Raw genomic sequence first — 17,747 nt, forward strand, 5'->3', positions numbered from 1 at the left:
AAGCCAAAAATGGGGACGGACCCCTTTTTTACAAATAAAAAAGGGGTCCGTCCCCATTTTTGCATTTTTAGTATTGGGATTCGAGGAGATCGCACCAGATCGCTTCATGATGCTCGATGAATCGCAAGAGGTCGCTGCGAAATTGCAGGAAATCGCGCTCGAAGGCGGGGAAGTCGGCGCCGCCGTTTAAGGTTTGCGCCAGGCGCTCGAACTGCTGCAGGCTGTCGCGCAGATTTAAGCTGGCGGCCATGGCGCTTTTGACGCGCTCGCGCTCCGAAGGAATCCACTGACGGGAGCGGGTCACCGAAGCGAGGTTCTCACCGAGCTCCAATAGACGCTTTCGCAACCGCCCCAGAGCACCGATTTTCTCGCTTTTGATCTCGCCCCAAACGCTTTGTTCGATCAGCCCCACCCACTGCTGTTGCAAACGGGCGGTGACCTTAAGGTCAAAGGCAAAGCTTTCTTTGATGCGCTGGGCATCCACGGGGATTAGAAGCCCTCGGTGGAGGTGAACAGGCCCACGCGCAGATCTTTGGCGGTGTAGATCAGGCGATCATCAACACGCACTTCGCCATCGGCAATGCCGAGCACCAGCTTGCGGGTGATGACGCGTTTCATATCGATTTGGTAGCTGACCTTTTTGGCGGTCGGTAGCACCTGACCGGTGAACTTTACCTCGCCCACGCCCAAGGCCCGGCCTCGCCCGGGATTGCCGATCCAGGCCAGATAAAAGCCGACCAGCTGCCACATGGCATCCAGGCCCAAACACCCCGGCATCACCGGATCACCAGGAAAGTGACAGTCAAAAAACCACAAATCGGGGTGGATATCGAGCTCGGCTTTCATCTCGCCTTTATCATGCGCACCGCCGCTATCGCTGATGTGCATAATGCGGTCCATCATCAGCATATTCGGCACAGGCAGCTGTGCATTGCCGGGGCCAAACATCTGGCCATGACCGCACTCCAAAAGCTCCTCGCGGTTATACGCCGATTGGCGCTTGGCGTTGAATATCTCAAGCATTAGCACTGCTCCCAAGGTAAACCGCGAAATCGCCAGCCGCCCTTGGTCGAGCGGTGGTGTTTATCATCCAAATCGCCCTCAAAGCCCTCATCGATGTGGTAGACCTTGGGAATGCCTTCGCGCAGCAGAGCGCGGCCAGCTTCTAAAGAACGTTTGCCGCTGCGGCAAATGAGCACCACCGGCGCGGCCCCCGATTCGCCCGAGTCAGAGGCGCCGCCCAACAGCAGCTTGCGCACTTCCTGCACAAAGCGCGGGTTTAGGGTCCAATCGGGCTCTTCCATCCAAGGGATATGCACCGCGCCCTTGGGATGACCGACAAACAGAAATTCCATACTCGAGCGCACATCGACCAATAACGCTTTGGGATTGCTCTCGAGCAAGTCATAGGCTTCTTGCGGGCTGAGATTATCAGGATCGGCGCCGGCCGGGTTCTTCGTGTTATCAGTCATGCGTGCGGGCTTCTGCGGTCAAAAGACTAAGAGTAGGCGAGTCGGCGCACGATGCCAAGCCAGATGTTGCTGTGCAAAAGCATTTGCAAAAGACCGCTTGCCTTGTTTAGGATCCGGGACTGTTATTCCATTTCATGCTAAGAGACCGCTGAACACATGCTGCTAGCCGTGTTGTCCGCATTCCTGCTCGCGATCGTTGCGCCCACGGTGCACCGCGTCACAGGTGCCTACAGCGGTTGGGTGCTGGCGATCCTGCCGGCTGCCCTATTTATTTATTTCGCGAGTTTTCTACCGGTGGTCGGCGCCGGCGAGGCGCTGCGTTTTTCGACGCCCTGGGTGCCGGGGCTAGGTATTGAGCTGTCGTTTTGGCTCGATGGTCTGTCGTTACTGTTCGCTCTACTGATCACCGGCATTGGCTTTTTTATCGTCGCGTATGCCGGTCGTTATCTCGAGGGTCATCGGGATCTGGGGCGTTTCTATGTCCTGATCCTGTCGTTCATGGGCTCGATGCTGGGTCTGGTGCTGGCCGATAACCTCATCGCACTGTTTGTCTTTTGGGAACTGACCAGCATTACCTCGTATTTGTTGATCGGCTTTAACCATGAAGATGCCAAGGCCCGTAAAAGCGCCTTGCAGGGCTTGTTTGTCACCGTTGGCGGCGGCCTTGCGCTGCTCACCGGCCTGATCATGATGGCCCTGGTTTCGGGCAGCTATGAACTCAGTGAGATCTTGGCCTCCGGTGATGTAGTGCGCGATCACGGCTGGTATGTGGCGATTGTTCTTTTGGTGCTGGCGGGCTGTTTCACCAAATCGGCGCAAGTGCCGTTTCATTTCTGGTTGCCTAACGCCATGGCCGCGCCCACGCCGGTCTCGGCTTACCTGCATTCAGCGACCATGGTTAAAGCTGGCGTCTATCTCATGGCGCGGCTTAACCCCTCGCTGGGCGCTACGGATTTGTGGCTGATTTTGTTGGGTGTTTTTGGTGCGCTGACCATGTTCACCGGGGTGTTTTTGTCGGTGCGCTCCACCGGCGTGAAAAAGGTGCTCGCGTATTCCACGGTGATGGCCTTGGGCACGCTGACCATGCTCATTGGCATCGGCACCGAGAAAGCGATTTTGGCAGCCATGACCTTCTTGCTGGCGCATTCTCTATACAAAGGCGCCCTGTTCCTGATCGCCGGGATTCTGGATCACGAAGCCGGGGCTAAGGATTTTCTTGAGACTGGTGGGCTGCGCCGCTCCCTGCCGATTACCGCAACGCTGGCGGCATTGGCGGCGCTGTCTTTGGGCGGCATGATCCCGATGTTTGGCTTTGTCGCCAAAGAGCTGTTGTTTGAGGCGGTATTGGATGCGCCCATGCTGTCGGGCTTTTTCACGGTTCTCGCAGCGCTGTCGGCGATTATGGTGGTGGCGGTGGCGGCCATTGTCGGGATTCGTCCCTACTGGGGTAAGCCGGTGAAAACGCCTAAGGCCGTGCAACATGAAGCACCACCGGCCATGCTGGCGGGTCCGGCCGTGCTGGCTTCGCTGGGACTGCTGTTTGGACTCGGCTTGGCATGGGTGGACAAGGGCCTGATTAATGCCGCTGCGCAGTCGGTGTACGGTACGCCGGTGAGTGCTTATCTGGCGCTGTGGCATGGCATTAACCTGCCGCTGATGCTCAGTGGCGTGAGCTTGGCGCTGGGCTTGTTCTTGTATTTGAACTGGGAGCGCTTCCGCCGCCTGACCGGCTTTATGGAGACGCTTTCTAAGTTTGGTCCCGAGCGCGGCTATGAAAAGACCATGGATGGCTTGGTGTGGAGCGCTGACTGGCAGACCCGCATCCTGCAAAACGGTTATCTGCGCTATTACTTGCTGACGATTTTGTTATCCACCGTGGCCCTGCTGAGTTATTCCTTGCTGCGCTACGGCGGCTTCCCGCTGCATTTTGATGTGTCGGATGTGAGGCTGCACGAATGGGTGATTGTGGCGGTGCTATTGTTGGCGGCTTTGGTCTCGGTGACCACCCGCTCGCGCCTCGGTGCTGTGGCCTCGCTGGGCGCGGTGGGGTTTGCCGTGGCCTTAATTTACGTGCTGTTTAGCGCCGCGGACGTAGGCATTACTCAGGTCTTGGTCGAAACGCTCACGGTCATCATGCTGGTCTTGGTGTTGTTCCGCCTACCCGGTTTTTTGGCGCTTTCACCCAACGTCATTCGCCTGCGCGATGCCTTTGTGGCGCTGTTAGTGGGGGCGACGATGGCGCTGCTGTCGCTGTTGGCTAGCTCGCAGCGTTACTACCCAAGCATCGCTGAGTATTTCATCGCCGAAAGCCAGCCCTCGGGCTTTGGGCGCAATGTGGTGAACGTGATTTTGGTGGACTTCCGGGCGCTGGATACCTTGGGTGAGATCGTCGTTCTGGCGCTCGCGGCCTTGGGTGTGTTCGCGATGATTAAATTCCGCGCTGAGGATCGCAAAGAATGAAGCATCAGCTGAACATTCCATCGTTGATCCTGCGCTCCACCGCGCATTTCCTGCTGCCGTTGCTGCTGATGTTCTCGGTGTTTTTACTGCTTCGCGGCCATGATGAGCCCGGTGGTGGTTTTATTGCTGGTCTGGTGGCGGCAGCGGCGATCGCTTTGTACATGTTCGCTGTGGACATTGCGGATGCGCAGCGTGTCTTGCGCGTGGATCCGCGCGATTTGGTGGGCTGGGGGCTGCTTTTGGGGGTTCTATCAGGAGTCCCGGCGATTTTCCGCGGCCAGGCATTTTTCACCGCGCAGTGGTTTGAATTCACCGTGCCGGTGCTGGGCTATCTCAAGATCGGCACGGTGTTGATGTTCGACATCGGCGTGTATTTGGTGGTGGTCGGCGGCGTGTTGATGATCCTGCTGTCTTTGGCCGAGGCGGAGGACTAGCACATGGAAACCCTCATGGCTTTGGTCGTTGGTGGCCTGTTCGCTTCAGCGATTTACATGATGCTGCGCCGTTCTATCGTCAAGCTGGTGATTGGTTTGGTGCTTTTGTCCAATGGCGCCAACCTGTTGATTTTCACCCAGGCGGGCATGCTGCGCGGCTCGCCGCCGTTGATTCCGCTGGGACAGATGCAGCCCGAGGGCGTGGTGGCTGATCCGCTGGCGCAAGCGCTGATTTTGACGGCGATTGTGATTGGCTTTGGGGTTTTGGCATTTGCGGTGGTGTTGATCCACCGCGCCTATGAAGTGGTGCAGGCCGACGACATGGATCAGATGAAGGACACCGATACATGAGGTTGGAAGTCGCTCTGCCGGTAGTCCTGCCGCTGCTCTTTGGCGCCTTGTCGGTCGCTCTTTGGCGTTGGCGCACGGCGCAGCGCATCACCGCCGTGGTGGGCACGGGGGTTTTGCTGCTGGCGGCCATTTGGCTGCTGATGTCGGTTTGGAACAATGGCGTGTTGGCCATTCATATGGGCGATTGGCGCGCGCCCTTTGGCATTGTGCTGGTCGCGGATTTGCTGTCAGCGATTATGGTGGTATTGGCGGCGATCACCGGTTTGGCCACGGCGGTCTACTCGCTGACCTCGATCAGCCAGCGGCATGAACATTACGGCTATTACCCGCTGCTGCATTTGTTGTTGGTGGGGGTGAATGGGGCGTTCTTAACCGGCGATATTTTCAATATGTACGTGTGGTTTGAGGTCATGCTGGTGGCCTCGTTTGCGCTGTTGATTCTTGGGGGCGAGCGCGCGCAGATGGAAGGCGCGATCAAGTATGTGACCCTGAATCTATTGTCCTCGGCGCTGTTTTTGACTGGTATTGCCTTGATCTACGGTCTCACCGGCACGCTGAATATGGCGGATATCGCCGATAAGCTCTCCACCGTCGAAGAGACCGGCTTGGTGACGGTGATCGGCATGCTGTTCATGATCTCGTTTGCCATTAAGGCCGGTGCGTTTCCTTTTTTCTTCTGGTTGCCGGCGTCTTATCACACGCCGCAGGTGGCGGTCTCGGCGCTGTTTGCGGCGCTACTCACTAAGGTGGGTGTTTACGCACTGTTTCGCGCCTTCACCCTCATATTCAATCAAGATGTGGGGTACACCCATGAGATCTTGTTGTGGGTGGCCGGGGCGACCATGCTCACCGGGGTTTTGGGGGCGGCGGCGCAGTTTGAGTTCCGACGTATCTTGTCGTTCCACATCATCAGTCAGATCGGCTACATGCTCATGGGTCTGGCGCTATATACGCCGCTGGCCATCATCGGCGGCGTGTTCTACATCATGCACCACATCATCGTGAAGGCGAATCTGTTCTTGGTGGCCGGTCTGGTCTATAAGCTCAAGGGCAGTTATGAGCTCAAAGAGCTGGGCAGCGTCTATCGCGAACGGCCGATGCTGGGCTTTTTGTTCCTGGTGCCGGCTTTGTCGCTGGCGGGGATTCCGCCGTTGTCCGGGTTTTTCGCCAAGTTCATCTTGATTCGCGCCGGTGTTGAGGCCGAGTCTTGGGGTATTGTGTTTGTTGCTTTGTTGGTGGGCCTGTTGACCCTGTATTCGATGATTAAGATCTGGGCCGAGGCGTTCTGGAAAGCCCAGCCTGAAGAGTTTGCCGCTAAAGCCCCAGCAAACCCCAGTGGTGTGAAGTCCATGTATTTCACCATTGCCGCCATGGCATCGCTGACGGTGTTCATCGGTTTGTGGGGCCAGCCGATTTATCTCATGGCTGAGGCTGCGGCCTTGCAGTTATTGGATCCGCGGATTTATATCGATGCGGTGCTGGGGGAGGGCTCATGAGCACGCCACTGGCTTGGAATATCCTGCTGGGCCTGATTTGGATGGGCTTTACCGGTAGCTTCACCGGCACCAATTTGCTGATTGGTATGGTCTTGGGCTATGTGGTGTTGGCCTTTGCTCTGCGCAGTGTGCCGGCCTTTGCCAATTACACACGCAAAGTGCCCAAGGCTATTGGCTTTGTGGGCTTCTTCATATGGGAGCTGATTTTGTCGAATGTGAAGGTGGCCTATGATGTCTTGACGCCAACGCATTACATGCACCCGGGGGTAATCGCTTTCCCGCTGGAGGCCAAGACCGATGCTGAGATCACCATCGTTGCCAATTTGATTTCTCTAACGCCCGGGACGCTGAGCCTGGATGTCTCTTCCGATCGCTCGGTGCTTTACATCCATTGTATGTATCTGGAGGATGAGGAAGAAGTGATGCGCAGTTTGCGCTATATGGAGTTTCGTGCGCTCGAGGTGCTGAGGTGATCGCTCATGCTTGAGATTTCCATCACGATAGCCTATTTCATTATCAGCCTGGCTTTGCTGTTGAGCTTTGTGCGCTTGGTGATTGGGCCCAGCCTGCCGGATCGGGTGGTGGCGCTGGAGATGATTGCCACGATCACCATCGGCTATATCGCCGTTTATACCCTCTCTTCAGGCAAAACGGCCTTTCTCGACGTGGCCATGGTGTTGGCGCTGACCGCATTTTTGGCGGCTGTGGGCTTTGCGCGCCTGGTGACCAAGGGAGGCGGCGCGCATGTTGACTGAGATTCTGGTCAGCTTGTTCTTACTGATTGGCTGTGGCTTTATGCTCATCGCCGCTTTGGGCCTTGTGCGTATGCCGGATTTGCCGATGCGGCTGCATGCCACCACCAAAGCCGGTGCTCTGGGTGCCGGTTTGATGGTGATTGCGGTGGGCCTTTATTTCTTCGGCGATGTGGGTGTAGCAGCGCGTTCTGCGGCCATCATTATCTTTATCGTTTTGACCGCGCCGATTGCCGCGCATTTAATTGGGCGCGCGGGCTATTTTGTCGGCGTGCCTATGTGGTCTGAGACCGTCAAAGACGAGCTCAAGGGGCAGTACGACACCCATGAGCAGGTGTTGTTGTCGCCCGCAAAAGGCGACAAAGACGCGGAAGAGCAAAGCGACCGCAGCTAGCCTAAGGCCTAAGTGGGGTGCAAGTAAGGGCCCGGTAGGGATTAATTAGGACTTACTGGCCTTTGGCGCGCAGGGCTTCTTGGTTAAAGGCCTCATCGATCATGGTGATCGTGCGTTCTACCATACGAAATCCTTCGACCGGCGCATCATCCGCCATATAGGTCAGACGCAGCGGTCCAAGGGCGGTGATGGTCCCAGCGCGCTCAATCACCGCTTCGATATTGCCTTGGGCCAGGCGCTCATCCAAAGCCTTCACAATCGCCCCGGGAATGGCGTTGGGGTGCGAGCCATCCGCCGCGGCGCTCAGCGTTGCCGCCACATCACCGTGCAGAAAACCGTAGTCCGTGTGGGTATCCAAAAACGTCAAAAGCTCAGCAAGCGTCATGGTCCGTCTCCATTTTGGCCATTTGTTGGATGATCTCCCACTCATCGGCGGTCACCGGCATGATCGAGAGGCGATTGCCGCGGCGCACTAGGGCCATATCGGCCAGTTGCGGCATAGATTTAAGGGTTTCGAGGGGGACGACCTGCGGGAATGTCTCTTTGTAGGCGACATCAACGCGATACCAGCGCGGATTATCGGGCGAGCTCTTGGGGTCGTAATACTTGTGTTCGGGGTCCCAAGCGCAGTCATCGGGATAGCCGGCGCGCACGATCTCCATAATCCCCACGACGCCAGGGACCTTGGTGTTGGAGTGATAAAAAAACGCCAGATCGCCGACTTGCATTTGATCGCGCATCATATTGCGTGCCTGATAATTGCGCACGCCATCCCAAGGCTCGACGCCCACGCGCTTTAGATCATCGATGCCGAAGACGTCGGGCTCGGATTTCATCAACCAGTAATTCATGGAGCAGCACGATACCTGTGTTTGGCTTTAGCCGGCAAGTCGAGGCCGAATCATGGCGCTTTCGGTGACGATTGCATCGAGGGGCACATCCCAGCTTTCACTGGGAAGTGCGTCGCAGCGCTGACAATCAAAAGCCAGGCCCAGCAGGTGGGGCCGCGCAAAACCGCCGCGACAGCGATAGGCGAAGCTGCGGTCGTAAAAGCCGCCGCCCATGCCTAAGCGGTTGCCGTCCTCATCAAAGCCCACCAAAGGCATCAATACCAAATCCAAGCGCCGCCGCGGGAAGCCCTGCGAGCGTCCGGGCACGGGTTCGGGAATCCCATAGCGATTCAAGCTCAGCGGAGTATGCCGCTCCCAGCGGGCAAAGCGAAGCAACTGCCCCGGAGCCAACACTGGCAGGTAGAGGTGTTTACCGCGGCTGCGGGCGGCATGGACCAAGCCGCCGGTGGGCACCTCGCCATCTTGCGGCAGGTACACGGCGATGTGGCGGGCGCGGTTAAATAGGGCCAACTGGCACACTTGCGCGGCAATCATGCCGCCCAGGTTCTCTCGCTCGGCATCAGAGAGGGCGCGTCTTTTGGTTCTTAGCTGGCTGCGCAGTTGCGCTTTGCGTTGGTCACCCACGGCCCGCCCCAATGAAAAAAGGAGGACACACTCCGCCAGTGCCGTTGTGGCCTGTGACCTTGAACCAACGGTTCAAGTGGGTGCCTGGTGACCTATTAAAGGCTCTCCGCTACGCGGCGGATCTGCACAACATAGGACTCCCGAGCTCCCGGGGTTAGTGAATAGGCTCAAGGGTTTCCCCGGCCACTCACGCACACCGCAGAGGTGTCCAAAGCAAAACTCGATTCTTAGCCCACTTCCTTAAGGGCAGCGTCCAAGCGCTCACGCAATTGCGCCAAACGGCCGTCCAGACCATCCTGCTGATTCTTCATGATCAGCAGCTCATGAGTAATATTCAGTGCCGCCATCACCGCGATCCGATCGCCGCCCACCACGCGGCCCGAGTCACGGATCTCGCGCATGCGCTTATCCAACAGGCTGGCTGAGGCCAACAGCGCTTGGCGCTCGTCGGCGGGGCAGGCGACATGATAGTCCTTGCCGAGGATTTGCACCTGAACCGGCGTGTCGCTGCTCACGCGTTTTGTTCCATGGCCTTGAGGCGGTTGATCATGGCCTCGACCTTGATGCGCGCCTGTTCGCTGCGCTCGCTCAAGCTGGATCGCTCGGTCAGCAGCTGCTCGTTTTGTTGACGCAGCATGGTGATCTCCGCTTGCAGTGCGGCGGAACGTTTGGCCAGTTGATCGACCCGAGATTCTAGGGAGACCAGGGTGGCATCGAGATTGGGAATAAAGGACTCTTGGCTCATGGCGCTCAATATAGGCTTGGCCCCGCGGGGCGTCAACGGCTAAACTCGCTGAGATTCCTAAACAATCCGTCCAAGGTATGACCACCGACCGCACATCCCCATTTGACCCTGCCCCTGAGGGCGCTACTGTGATCGAGGGCAAAACCACCTCGGGCAAGCCCTGTCGTATTGTCGACAGCACGGCTAGTGTCGATCAAAAAGAGCTTAAGGCCCTGTTGGACGAGCTGATTGCGCAGCGGCGCTTTGGTCTTTTCAGCGTCAGTATGGCGGGTAGTGACACTATCTCGCTGGGTGAGCCGCAATTCGCGCACATACAGTTGCAAGACGAGGTCTATCGCTTAATTCTGACGCCCAACGAAGCCCGCATCGAGGCTTTCTAGCGGCGATGATACCGCTTCCCGGAAAAACCGAACTGCGCGAATATGCGCGCCGCCGCCGCCAGTTGATGCGCGCCATGGGCAGTCATGCGGTGGCGGTGATTCCGGCTGCAACCCCGCGCCCGCGCAATGGCGATGTCGAATATCCCTACCGCCAAGACAGCGATTTTTATTACCTCACTGGCTTTCCCGAGCCGGAAGCCGTGGCGGTGCTGATCCCGGGACGGCCACAGGGCGAATACGTGCTCTTTTGTCGTGAGCGTGACCCCGTCAAAGAGGTCTGGGATGGTCGGCGCATCGGCCAGTCAGCGGTGGTCGAACATTGGGGCGCCGATGATGCGTTCCCCATCGCCGATTTGGATGAGATCCTGCCCGGGCTTTTAGAAAACCGCGACTGTGTGTACACCAGTTTGGGCCGTGATCCGGAGTTCGACAAACAGCTGATGGGCTGGGTCAAACACGTGCGGCAGCAGCGCCGCGCCGGCAAGCACCCACCACATGAGTTCGTCGCCCTAGAGTTTTTATTACACGATCAACGGCTGTTCAAATCCAAGGCCGAGCTGAAGATCATGAAAAACGCGGCGAACATCAGCGTCGAGGCGCATCAGCGGGCCATGCGGGCCTGCCGGCCGGGGATGATGGAGTATCAACTGGCTGCCGAGATCGCTTATAGCTTCGCCCGCGCCGGCGGCGAGCCCGCCTATCCGAGTATTGTCGGTGGCGGCGCCAATGGCTGTGTCTTGCACTACACGCATAATGATCAGCCCTTGGTCGATGGCGATTTGGTTTTGATTGACGCTGGCTGTGAATACCAGGGCTACGCCGCGGATATCACCCGCAGCTTCCCGGTTAATGGCCGCTTTTCCTCGCCGCAGCGCGAAGTCTATGAGGTGGTTTTAGAAGCGCAACTGGCGGCGATTGCTGCCGCCATGCCAGGCAACCATTGGAATGACCCGCATGAAGCGGCGGTCAAGGCACTAACCCGCGGCTTGGTGGCGCTGGGGATTCTCAAAGGCAAGGTGTCCAAACTGATCAAAGATGAGGCCTATAAACCATATTACATGCACCGCACCGGCCATTGGCTGGGCATGGATGTGCATGATGTCGGCGATTACCGCGTTGGTGATGCTTGGCGTTTGCTGGAGCCGGGCATGGTGCTGACCATCGAGCCCGGGCTTTATTTATCGTCCAAAGACAAGTCCATCCCCAAAGCATTGCGCAACATCGGCATCCGCATCGAAGATGACGTGGCAATTATTCGCGGTGGTCAGGACATCCTGACTGAGGCCTGTCCCAAAGCCCCCGAGGCCATCGAAGCCCTGATGAGTGAGTCCGCATGAGTCCGGCCGTCGCAAGAAAGGATTTGGTGATTGTCGGTGGCGGCATGGTGGGTGCGAGCCTGGCGCTGGCCGCGGCCAACCAAGACTATGCCGTGACTCTGCTCGAGGCGCATCCGCCGGGCGAGCCGGGCCAGCCCAGTTATGATGACCGCTCCACGGCTTTGTCGTATGGCAGCCGCCGCCTGCTCGAGCGTTTGGGCTTATGGGAGGCTTTGGCGCCGCATGTCGAGCCGATTTTGCATATCCATGTCTCGCAGCGCGGCTATCTGGGGGCCGCCCGGCTTAACCACCAAGAAGAGCAGGTGCCGGCCTTGGGTTATGTCATCGCCAATCGCGACTTGGGCGGGGTTTTGGCGGCCGCATTAACAGCATCAAGCGTGGATGTGCGTACCCCCGCGACCCTAGAGGACTACACTGACCGCGGTGATCATCTGGCCTTGCGGATCAGAAAAGGCAAGCGCCTAAGCAGCCTGGAGACGCGCTTATTGATTGCCGCTGATGGCACGCATTCGGCGGTGCGCGAGATGGCTGGCATTGAGGTCGATACCTTGGACTTTGGTCAAACCGCGGTGATCGCCAATGTCACCCCCGGCAAAAAACACGAGGGCTGGGCCTATGAGCGCTTTACTGATGAGGGGCCGGTGGCGCTACTTCCATTAACGGCCGGCCCTGATGGACAGCAACGCTGCTCGTTGGTTTGGGTGCGATCTGATGAGCAGGCGCAGGCGACGTTGGCACTAGACGATGCGGAATTTTTGGCGGCCTTGCAGCAGCGCTTTGGCTATCGGCTCGGACGGTTTCTTCAGGTCGGCAGTCGCGCCGCCTATCCTTTAAAGCGGGTGCGTGCTCAGCGCGATACCGATGCGCGCTTGATCATCGTGGGCAATGCCGCCCACACCCTGCATCCGGTGGCAGGACAAGGCTTTAATTTAGCGCTGCGCGATGTCGCTGCCTTGAGTGAGGCTTTGGCTACGGCGCGGCGCCAGGGTGAGGATCCCGGCAGTGAGATGGTTTTGCAAAGCTACCGAGAAGCGCGCGAAACCGACCTGCGATGGACCACGGGCGTGACTGATGCCTTGGCGCAGTATTTTGCGCTGGATTGGTCGCCGCTGGCGCATGCGCGGGGTCTGGGTTTGATGGTCGTGGATCGCTGTCGTTGGCTGCGCCAACAGTTGGCGCGACGCGGCATGGGGGTGGCATGAGCCAAAAGCAAGACGTCGTGATCATCGGCGCCGGGATGGTGGGTGCCTGTTTGGCGCTGGCCTTGGCGGCCCAAGGGCGCTCGGTGGCGGTGGTGGATCGCGAGCCAGCCCCTGAGTTCGTGCCCGGCTCGGATTATGGTCTGCGGGTCTCGGCGATTAATCGCGCCTCGCAACAACAGTTCGAGCAGCTGCGCGTATGGCAGGCGATGCTGGAGATGCGCGCCCACCCCTATCGCGCCATGCAGGTCTGGGATGCCGGTAGCTCGGGAGCGATTGAGTTTGATGCCGCTTCCATCGGTGAGCCGGACTTGGGACACATTATCGAAAATCAGGTCGTGCAACGCGCGCTCTGGGAGGCCATGCAGGCCGATGCGCAGGTCACTGTGCTGTGCCCGGATGAGCTGCGCTATCTGGATGTCGGCGCGCAAGCCGTGCACGTGGGTTTGGTCTCAGGGGCGCGCCTCAGTGCCCGCTTGGTGGTGGGTGCCGATGGTGCGCAGTCGCGGCTGCGTGAGCTGGCGTCCATCGGCGTCGAAAGTCGCTATTATGGCCAAAAAGCCACGGTGGCCACGGTTAAAACTCAGTTGCCGCATGAAGATACGGCTTGGCAGCGGTTTTTATCGACCGGGCCTGTTGCCTTTTTGCCCTTGGGTGACGGCTCTTGTTCGATCGTCTGGTCGGCTGATGATGCGCGCGCTGAGGAGATTCGCGATATGAGCGATGAGGAGTTTAAGGCGGCCTTGGCCGAGGCCTTGGATTATCGCTTGGGTGCGGTGGAACAGACCTCGATGCGCGGGATTTTCCCGCTGCGCGGCTCGCAAGCTGATGCCTATGTGAAACCGCGGATTGCCTTGGTGGGTGATGCTGCGCATACCATCCATCCGTTAGCCGGTCAGGGAGCCAACTTGGGGTTTCAGGATGCCGCGGCGCTGGCGGCGATACTCGCTGAAGAACCACGTCGCGACCCCGGGGATTTACGCCTATTGCGCCGCTATGAGCGCGCGCGCCGCGGTGAGAACGTTTTGATGATGCGGGCCATGGAGGGTTTTCGCACGGTATTCGGTAGCGAGCAGCCGGGGCTTGCGAGCTTGCGCGGTCTGGGTCTTAATACCGCATCTAACTTCGCACCCCTCAAGCATTTTTTCACGCGCCAGGCACTGGGTCTGGGCTCAACTCTGAAGTGACTCGACACTGATGAAAGATTTCTGGGACATCCGCTATGCCGGGCCGGACTATGTGTATGGCACGGCGCCCAATGCGTATTTAAGAGCGCATCATGCCTTGTATCGTCCAGGCCAAAAGGTTCTGTCGGTGGCCGATGGTGAGGGCCGTAACGGCGTGTGGTTGGCGTCTCGGGGTTTAGATGTCACCTCCGTAGATTATTCCGAACATGCCTTGGCCAAGGCGCAGTCGCTGGCCCAGTTGCAAGGCGTTACGATCGAGACGGTGCTCGCCGATGTCTGTCAGTGGCAGTGGCCGCAGGCGGCCTATGATCACGTCGTGGCGATCTACCTGCATGTGCCACCCGAGCAGCGCCCGCGTCTGCATCGCGGCCTGATTGATGCCTTAAAACCCGGGGGAACGCTGCTGCTTGAAGCCTTCGGTCCTGAACAGTTGGATTACGACAGTGGCGGTCCGGACGATCTGGATATGCTCTACAGCGGCGTCATGTTGCGCGAAGATTTTGCCGATGCAGAAATCATGGAGCTGGCGGAATTGGTGGTCGAATTAGACGAAGGCCCGGGCCATCAGGGTTTGGGTGCAGTCACTCGCGCGCTGATTCGCCGTCCAGAATAAAAGGGATTTTGCGCCGGCCGAAAACTGTGTTTATAAAGGACCCCAGATGAGCGATCTGAAGCAAACGACCCTGCATGACTCGCACTGTGCCGCTGGCGCGCGCATGGTGGAGTTTGGTGGCTGGTCTATGCCTGTGCACTACGGCTCACAAATGGATGAACACCATCAGGTGCGCCGCCATGCTGGGGTATTTGATGTCTCGCACATGACCGTGGTCGATGTCTCAGGAGCCGGTGCGACTGATTATTTGCGTCGCTTGCTGGCCAATGATGTGGCGCGTTTGCATGATACCGGCCGGGCCTTATACAGCTGCATGCTGGAGCCGGGCGGGGGTGTGATCGATGATCTGATTGTGTATCGCCTAGGGGCCGATTATCGCTTGGTGGTCAATGCCGCCACGCGGGATAAAGACTTGGCTTGGATGCAGCAGGTGGCCGAAGACGCCGAGGCGCTGGTCAGCATCGTTGAGCGCGCGGATTTGGGCATGCTGGCTGTACAAGGGCCCATGGCCAGAGACCTGTGTTTGCCGCTATTACCCGAGGCGCATCGCGATGTTTGTGCTGCGCTTAAGCCGTTTCATGCGGCTGAATGCGGGGATTGGTTTGTGGCCCGCACTGGCTATACCGGCGAGGATGGTTTTGAGGTGATTCTGCCGGCCAAAGACTGTCCCGCGTTTTGGCAGGCGCTATTGGCCGCGGGGGTTGCTCCGGCAGGACTTGGCGCCCGCGATACGCTAAGGCTTGAGGCCGGGATGAATTTATACGGCAGCGATATGGACGAAGAGACCACGCCGCTGGAATCGGGTTTGGGCTGGACGGTTGCCTGGGAGCCGGAAGACCGAGATTTTATTGGCCGCGCGGCGCTGGAGGCTCAAAAAAAGGCCGGTGTGTCTCGACGCATGGTGGGGCTGGTATTAGAAGGTCGCGGCGTACTGCGCAGTCATATGAGTGTGGATGCCGGGGCGGCCGGAACCGGCGAGACGACCAGCGGCAGTTTCTCACCGACATTGGGTGTATCGATTGCCCTAGCGCGGGTGCCTGCGGGCTGTGGTGATGAAGTCAGTGTCGATATTCGCGGCAAGGCCGTACCCGCGCGGGTGGTGAAGCCGCCGTTTGTGCGTCAAGGCAAGTCGTTCATTTGAAACAATAAACATGAGTGAAGTGAAGGGAGCAAAGTCATGAGTGAAGTGCCCGGTGAACTGAAATATTGTCAGTCCCACGAGTGGGTCAGAAAAGAGGCGGACGGCAGTCTGACCGTGGGTATTTCTGACCACGCCCAGGCCTTGTTGGGGGATTTGGTGTTTGTGGAAACCCCGGAAGTGGGCGCCAGCTTTGCCGCCGGTGATGCCTGCGCGGTGGTCGAATCGGTTAAAGCAGCCTCCGATGTCTATGCGCCGGTGGCCGGCGAAGTGCTGGCGGTCAATGAAGACTTGGCCGATAGCCCTGAAGCCGTGAATAACGAACCCTATGGTGCGGGCTGGATTTTCCGCCTGCAGCCGGCCGATGCCGCGGCCGTCGATGCGCTGCTGGATGCTGCAACCTACACCGCTCATATCGAATCGGAGGGCTAAGCCCATGGCTTTTGTGCCGCACACCGCCTCGGATGTCAGCCAGATGTTGGCCACCATCGGCGCCGGTAGCATTGATGCTTTGTTCGACGAGATCCCTGCGAATTTGCGGGTGGGGGGCTTGCCGGGCATTCCGCCGGCGCTCAGCGAAATGCAGATCAGCCGTTTGATGGAGCGGCGTGCGGGTCAAGATGCCATAGAGTTGAATTTCATCGGGGCGGGCGCTTATGAGCACCACATCCCCGCAGCCGTCTGGCAAATTGCCACGCGGGGTGAGTTTTATAGCGCGTATACGCCGTATCAGGCCGAGGCCAGCCAAGGTACGCTGCAGCTGATTTATGAATACCAGACCATGATTTCGGGTCTGACCGGCTTGCCGATTTCCAATGCGTCGTTATATGACGGAGCATCGGCTCTAGCCGAGGCTGTGTTGATGGCGGTGCGCGCCAACCGTCGGTCCAAGAGCCGGCGGATTTTGTTGCCGCGCAGTGTTAACCCGCGCTATCGCTCGGTGACCCGCGCCATTGTAGCCAGTCAAGGTATTGAACTGATTGAGCTGGATTTTGATGCCGCCACCGGTCGCATGGATCCAGCCGCTCTGAAAGCTTATGAGGGCCAGGACATTACGGCGGTGGTGGTGCCTCAGCCGAATTTCTTTGGTGTGCTGGAGGAGGCGGATGCGCTGACCGACTGGGCTCATGCTCAGGGCGCGCAGGTGATTGCGGTGGTGAATCCTGTCTCACTGGCGCTGCTTAAGCCGCCGGGTGAATGGGGTGAGGCCGGTGCCGATATGGTGGTGGGTGATGGCCAGCCGCTGGGCGCGCCGTTGTCTTCTGGTGGCCCTTATTTTGGATTTATGTGTTGCCGCAAGGAACACGCACGTCAAATGCCAGGGCGTATTGTCGGGCGCACCATCGATGCTGATGGCAAGCCGGGTTTTGTCTTGACCCTGCAAGCCAGAGAGCAGCATATCCGCCGCTCTAAAGCGACCTCGAATATTTGCACCAACCAGGGTTTGGTGGTCACCGCGGCCACCATCCACATGGCGCTATTGGGCCCTGAGGGGCTTGAGCGGGTGGCTGCAAGTTCTATGGCCAATACCCAACAGCTGGCCGAGCGGCTCACAGCGGCCGGCTTTGAACTGGCCTTTAGCGGTGAGCGCTTCCACGAAGTAGCGATTCGCCTCGGTCAAGATGCGCGCGGCGTTTTGGCGCGTATGGCGGATCATGGCGTGCTGGGCGGTTATGCCCTAGGCGAGGATTATGCCGGGATGGACGATGTGGTCTTGGTCTGTGCCACGGAAACCAAGACTTCAGAAGATTTGGATACCTATGTGAACGCATTACAGGCTTCTGTCTGAAACTGACACCCAAGGAGATTGAACATGGCACAAATCACATTGCGCGGTAATCCCATCAATACCTGCGGGGATTTGCCTGCGGTAGGCAGCAAGGCACCAGATTTTCATTTGGTGAATGCCGATATGCAGGATGTCAGCCTCAAGGATTATGAAGGCAAGAAGAAAATCCTCTACATCGTGCCCAGTTTGGATACGCCGGTGTGTGCCACCTCCAGCAAGAAGTTTGATGAGTGGGTGGCCGCCCATGATGATGTCGTGGTGCTGACGGTCTCCGCTGATTTGCCGTTTGCACAAAAGCGCTTTTGCAGCGCTGAGAATGTCGATCGCGTGCAGATGCTGTCGATGATGCGCTCGCGCAATTTCGCTAAGAATTATGGTGTTCTCATTGTTGATGGGCCGCTGGCGGGTATCACCTGCCGCGCCCTGCTGGTGCTGGATGAGAAGAACACCATCGTCCACGCCGAATTGGTTCCCGAGATCGGTCAGGAACCCGATTATGATGCTGCTTACGCAGCGCTGAACTGA

Annotated in this window: 24 protein-coding genes and 1 other RNA gene; 16 read left to right on the forward strand and 9 right to left on the reverse strand. The window is 58.4% G+C overall.

Annotated features, from left to right (window positions below):
• Positions 1-67: 67 nt before the first annotated feature.
• From CKX93_RS06810 to CKX93_RS06820, 3 genes are read right to left on the reverse strand one after another with little or no spacing between them, the layout of a single operon-like run.
• The gene (locus tag CKX93_RS06810; protein ID WP_076755980.1) at positions 68-490 is read right to left on the reverse strand and encodes a hypothetical protein; all 423 of its coding nucleotides are present in this window, start codon (positions 488-490) and stop codon (positions 68-70) included.
• On the reverse strand, positions 490-1,023 hold the full coding sequence (fabA, locus tag CKX93_RS06815; protein WP_076755981.1) for a 3-hydroxyacyl-[acyl-carrier-protein] dehydratase FabA: 534 nt from the start codon (positions 1,021-1,023) through the stop codon (positions 490-492). The genes CKX93_RS06810 and fabA overlap by 1 nt, the downstream gene beginning before the upstream one ends.
• Positions 1,023-1,472, reverse strand: a complete 450-nt coding sequence (locus tag CKX93_RS06820; protein WP_076755982.1) for a rhodanese-like domain-containing protein — start codon at positions 1,470-1,472, stop codon at positions 1,023-1,025. The genes fabA and CKX93_RS06820 overlap by 1 nt, the downstream gene beginning before the upstream one ends.
• 156 nt (positions 1,473-1,628) lie before the next feature.
• On the opposite strand from CKX93_RS06820, the gene CKX93_RS06825 reads away from it, so the two are divergent.
• The 7 genes from CKX93_RS06825 to mnhG are packed head-to-tail and all read left to right on the forward strand — an operon-like array spanning position 1,629 to position 7,359.
• Positions 1,629-3,932: a putative monovalent cation/H+ antiporter subunit A gene (locus CKX93_RS06825; protein WP_076755983.1), complete on the forward strand. Its 2,304-nt coding sequence runs from the start codon at positions 1,629-1,631 to the stop codon at positions 3,930-3,932.
• Positions 3,933-3,940: 8 nt separating this feature from the next.
• On the forward strand, positions 3,941-4,366 hold the full coding sequence (locus tag CKX93_RS06830) for a Na+/H+ antiporter subunit B (protein ID WP_076756226.1): 426 nt from the start codon (positions 3,941-3,943) through the stop codon (positions 4,364-4,366).
• Positions 4,367-4,369: 3 nt separating this feature from the next.
• A complete protein-coding gene (locus tag CKX93_RS06835; protein WP_076755984.1) occupies positions 4,370-4,717 on the forward strand; it encodes a Na+/H+ antiporter subunit C in 348 nt (115 codons plus the stop codon).
• Entirely contained in the window at positions 4,714-6,213 is a 1,500-nt protein-coding gene (locus CKX93_RS06840) for a Na+/H+ antiporter subunit D (protein WP_076755985.1), read from the forward strand. The genes CKX93_RS06835 and CKX93_RS06840 overlap by 4 nt, the downstream gene beginning before the upstream one ends.
• Positions 6,210-6,686: a Na+/H+ antiporter subunit E gene (locus CKX93_RS06845; RefSeq protein ID WP_076755986.1), complete on the forward strand. Its 477-nt coding sequence runs from the start codon at positions 6,210-6,212 to the stop codon at positions 6,684-6,686. Before CKX93_RS06840 ends, CKX93_RS06845 begins: the two co-directional genes overlap by 4 nt.
• 6 nt (positions 6,687-6,692) lie before the next feature.
• Positions 6,693-6,968 carry a monovalent cation/H+ antiporter complex subunit F gene (locus tag CKX93_RS06850; RefSeq protein ID WP_076755987.1) on the forward strand — a complete coding sequence of 92 codons (276 nt, stop codon included), beginning with the start codon at positions 6,693-6,695 and terminating at the stop codon, positions 6,966-6,968.
• A complete protein-coding gene (gene mnhG, locus CKX93_RS06855; RefSeq protein ID WP_076756227.1) occupies positions 6,961-7,359 on the forward strand; it encodes a monovalent cation/H(+) antiporter subunit G in 399 nt (132 codons plus the stop codon). Before CKX93_RS06850 ends, mnhG begins: the two co-directional genes overlap by 8 nt.
• Positions 7,360-7,411: 52 nt before the next feature.
• Here the strand turns inward: mnhG and CKX93_RS06860 are convergent, their stop codons facing one another.
• From CKX93_RS06860 to CKX93_RS06885, 6 genes are all read right to left on the reverse strand, one after another.
• A complete protein-coding gene (locus CKX93_RS06860) occupies positions 7,412-7,744 on the reverse strand; it encodes a hypothetical protein (RefSeq protein WP_076755988.1) in 333 nt (110 codons plus the stop codon).
• A complete protein-coding gene (locus CKX93_RS06865) occupies positions 7,731-8,210 on the reverse strand; it encodes an EVE domain-containing protein (RefSeq protein WP_076755989.1) in 480 nt (159 codons plus the stop codon). The genes CKX93_RS06860 and CKX93_RS06865 overlap by 14 nt, the downstream gene beginning before the upstream one ends.
• Before the next feature lie 27 nt (positions 8,211-8,237).
• Positions 8,238-8,834, reverse strand: a complete 597-nt coding sequence (locus tag CKX93_RS06870) for a 5-formyltetrahydrofolate cyclo-ligase (protein WP_076755990.1) — start codon at positions 8,832-8,834, stop codon at positions 8,238-8,240.
• Between the two features lie 25 nt (positions 8,835-8,859).
• Positions 8,860-9,042: non-coding RNA, 6S RNA (gene ssrS / locus CKX93_RS06875), on the reverse strand.
• Between the two features lie 19 nt (positions 9,043-9,061).
• Positions 9,062-9,349, reverse strand: coding sequence for a cell division protein ZapA (locus CKX93_RS06880; RefSeq protein ID WP_076755991.1), 288 nt, complete (start codon positions 9,347-9,349; stop codon positions 9,062-9,064).
• Positions 9,346-9,579, reverse strand: coding sequence for a TIGR02449 family protein (locus CKX93_RS06885; RefSeq protein WP_076755992.1), 234 nt, complete (start codon positions 9,577-9,579; stop codon positions 9,346-9,348). The genes CKX93_RS06880 and CKX93_RS06885 overlap by 4 nt, the downstream gene beginning before the upstream one ends.
• A gap of 77 nt (positions 9,580-9,656) precedes the next feature.
• Here CKX93_RS06885 and CKX93_RS06890 point away from each other — a divergent pair, with 77 nt between their 5' ends.
• Genes CKX93_RS06890 through tpx form a run of 9 tightly spaced genes read left to right on the forward strand, consistent with a single transcriptional unit; the run spans position 9,657 to position 17,747 of the window.
• The gene (locus CKX93_RS06890; RefSeq protein WP_076755993.1) at positions 9,657-9,959 is read left to right on the forward strand and encodes a hypothetical protein; all 303 of its coding nucleotides are present in this window, start codon (positions 9,657-9,659) and stop codon (positions 9,957-9,959) included.
• A gap of 5 nt (positions 9,960-9,964) precedes the next feature.
• On the forward strand, positions 9,965-11,296 hold the full coding sequence (gene pepP / locus CKX93_RS06895; RefSeq protein WP_076755994.1) for a Xaa-Pro aminopeptidase: 1,332 nt from the start codon (positions 9,965-9,967) through the stop codon (positions 11,294-11,296).
• Positions 11,293-12,498 (forward strand): 2-octaprenyl-6-methoxyphenyl hydroxylase, encoded by a 1,206-nt coding sequence (ubiH, locus tag CKX93_RS06900; protein WP_076755995.1) that lies wholly within the window; start codon positions 11,293-11,295, stop codon positions 12,496-12,498. Before pepP ends, ubiH begins: the two co-directional genes overlap by 4 nt.
• Complete coding sequence (locus tag CKX93_RS06905; protein WP_076755996.1) at positions 12,495-13,682, forward strand: UbiH/UbiF/VisC/COQ6 family ubiquinone biosynthesis hydroxylase; 1,188 nt, start codon at positions 12,495-12,497, stop codon at positions 13,680-13,682. Before ubiH ends, CKX93_RS06905 begins: the two co-directional genes overlap by 4 nt.
• Before the next feature lie 10 nt (positions 13,683-13,692).
• The gene (locus CKX93_RS06910) at positions 13,693-14,295 is read left to right on the forward strand and encodes an SAM-dependent methyltransferase (RefSeq protein WP_076755997.1); all 603 of its coding nucleotides are present in this window, start codon (positions 13,693-13,695) and stop codon (positions 14,293-14,295) included.
• A 46-nt stretch (positions 14,296-14,341) separates the two neighbouring features.
• Positions 14,342-15,436, forward strand: a complete 1,095-nt coding sequence (gcvT, locus tag CKX93_RS06915; protein ID WP_076755998.1) for a glycine cleavage system aminomethyltransferase GcvT — start codon at positions 14,342-14,344, stop codon at positions 15,434-15,436.
• 36 nt (positions 15,437-15,472) lie between these two features.
• Positions 15,473-15,865: a glycine cleavage system protein GcvH gene (gcvH, locus tag CKX93_RS06920; RefSeq protein WP_076755999.1), complete on the forward strand. Its 393-nt coding sequence runs from the start codon at positions 15,473-15,475 to the stop codon at positions 15,863-15,865.
• A 4-nt stretch (positions 15,866-15,869) separates the two neighbouring features.
• Positions 15,870-17,222: an aminomethyl-transferring glycine dehydrogenase subunit GcvPA gene (gene gcvPA / locus CKX93_RS06925; protein ID WP_076756000.1), complete on the forward strand. Its 1,353-nt coding sequence runs from the start codon at positions 15,870-15,872 to the stop codon at positions 17,220-17,222.
• A 24-nt stretch (positions 17,223-17,246) separates the two neighbouring features.
• Positions 17,247-17,747: a thiol peroxidase gene (gene tpx, locus CKX93_RS06930; RefSeq protein ID WP_076756001.1), complete on the forward strand. Its 501-nt coding sequence runs from the start codon at positions 17,247-17,249 to the stop codon at positions 17,745-17,747.

Origin of the sequence: Ectothiorhodosinus mongolicus (genome assembly GCF_022406875.1) — a bacterium.
Classification (GTDB): domain Bacteria; phylum Pseudomonadota; class Gammaproteobacteria; order Ectothiorhodospirales; family Ectothiorhodospiraceae; genus Ectothiorhodospira; species Ectothiorhodospira mongolica.

Coding starts and splice junctions, on each gene's coding strand:
- fabA (WP_076755981.1), bottom strand. CDS start 1,023: ATGCTTGAGATATTCAACGCCAAGCGCCAATCGGCGTATAACCGCGAG.
- CKX93_RS06820 (WP_076755982.1), bottom strand. CDS start 1,472: ATGACTGATAACACGAAGAACCCGGCCGGCGCCGATCCTGATAATCTC.
- CKX93_RS06825 (WP_076755983.1), top strand. CDS start 1,629: ATGCTGCTAGCCGTGTTGTCCGCATTCCTGCTCGCGATCGTTGCGCCC.
- CKX93_RS06835 (WP_076755984.1), top strand. CDS start 4,370: ATGGAAACCCTCATGGCTTTGGTCGTTGGTGGCCTGTTCGCTTCAGCG.
- CKX93_RS06840 (WP_076755985.1), top strand. CDS start 4,714: ATGAGGTTGGAAGTCGCTCTGCCGGTAGTCCTGCCGCTGCTCTTTGGC.
- CKX93_RS06845 (WP_076755986.1), top strand. CDS start 6,210: ATGAGCACGCCACTGGCTTGGAATATCCTGCTGGGCCTGATTTGGATG.
- CKX93_RS06850 (WP_076755987.1), top strand. CDS start 6,693: ATGCTTGAGATTTCCATCACGATAGCCTATTTCATTATCAGCCTGGCT.
- CKX93_RS06860 (WP_076755988.1), bottom strand. CDS start 7,744: ATGACGCTTGCTGAGCTTTTGACGTTTTTGGATACCCACACGGACTAC.
- CKX93_RS06865 (WP_076755989.1), bottom strand. CDS start 8,210: ATGAATTACTGGTTGATGAAATCCGAGCCCGACGTCTTCGGCATCGAT.
- CKX93_RS06885 (WP_076755992.1), bottom strand. CDS start 9,579: ATGAGCCAAGAGTCCTTTATTCCCAATCTCGATGCCACCCTGGTCTCC.
- CKX93_RS06890 (WP_076755993.1), top strand. CDS start 9,657: ATGACCACCGACCGCACATCCCCATTTGACCCTGCCCCTGAGGGCGCT.
- pepP (WP_076755994.1), top strand. CDS start 9,965: ATGATACCGCTTCCCGGAAAAACCGAACTGCGCGAATATGCGCGCCGC.
- ubiH (WP_076755995.1), top strand. CDS start 11,293: ATGAGTCCGGCCGTCGCAAGAAAGGATTTGGTGATTGTCGGTGGCGGC.
- CKX93_RS06905 (WP_076755996.1), top strand. CDS start 12,495: ATGAGCCAAAAGCAAGACGTCGTGATCATCGGCGCCGGGATGGTGGGT.
- CKX93_RS06910 (WP_076755997.1), top strand. CDS start 13,693: ATGAAAGATTTCTGGGACATCCGCTATGCCGGGCCGGACTATGTGTAT.
- gcvT (WP_076755998.1), top strand. CDS start 14,342: ATGAGCGATCTGAAGCAAACGACCCTGCATGACTCGCACTGTGCCGCT.
- gcvH (WP_076755999.1), top strand. CDS start 15,473: ATGAGTGAAGTGCCCGGTGAACTGAAATATTGTCAGTCCCACGAGTGG.
- gcvPA (WP_076756000.1), top strand. CDS start 15,870: ATGGCTTTTGTGCCGCACACCGCCTCGGATGTCAGCCAGATGTTGGCC.
- tpx (WP_076756001.1), top strand. CDS start 17,247: ATGGCACAAATCACATTGCGCGGTAATCCCATCAATACCTGCGGGGAT.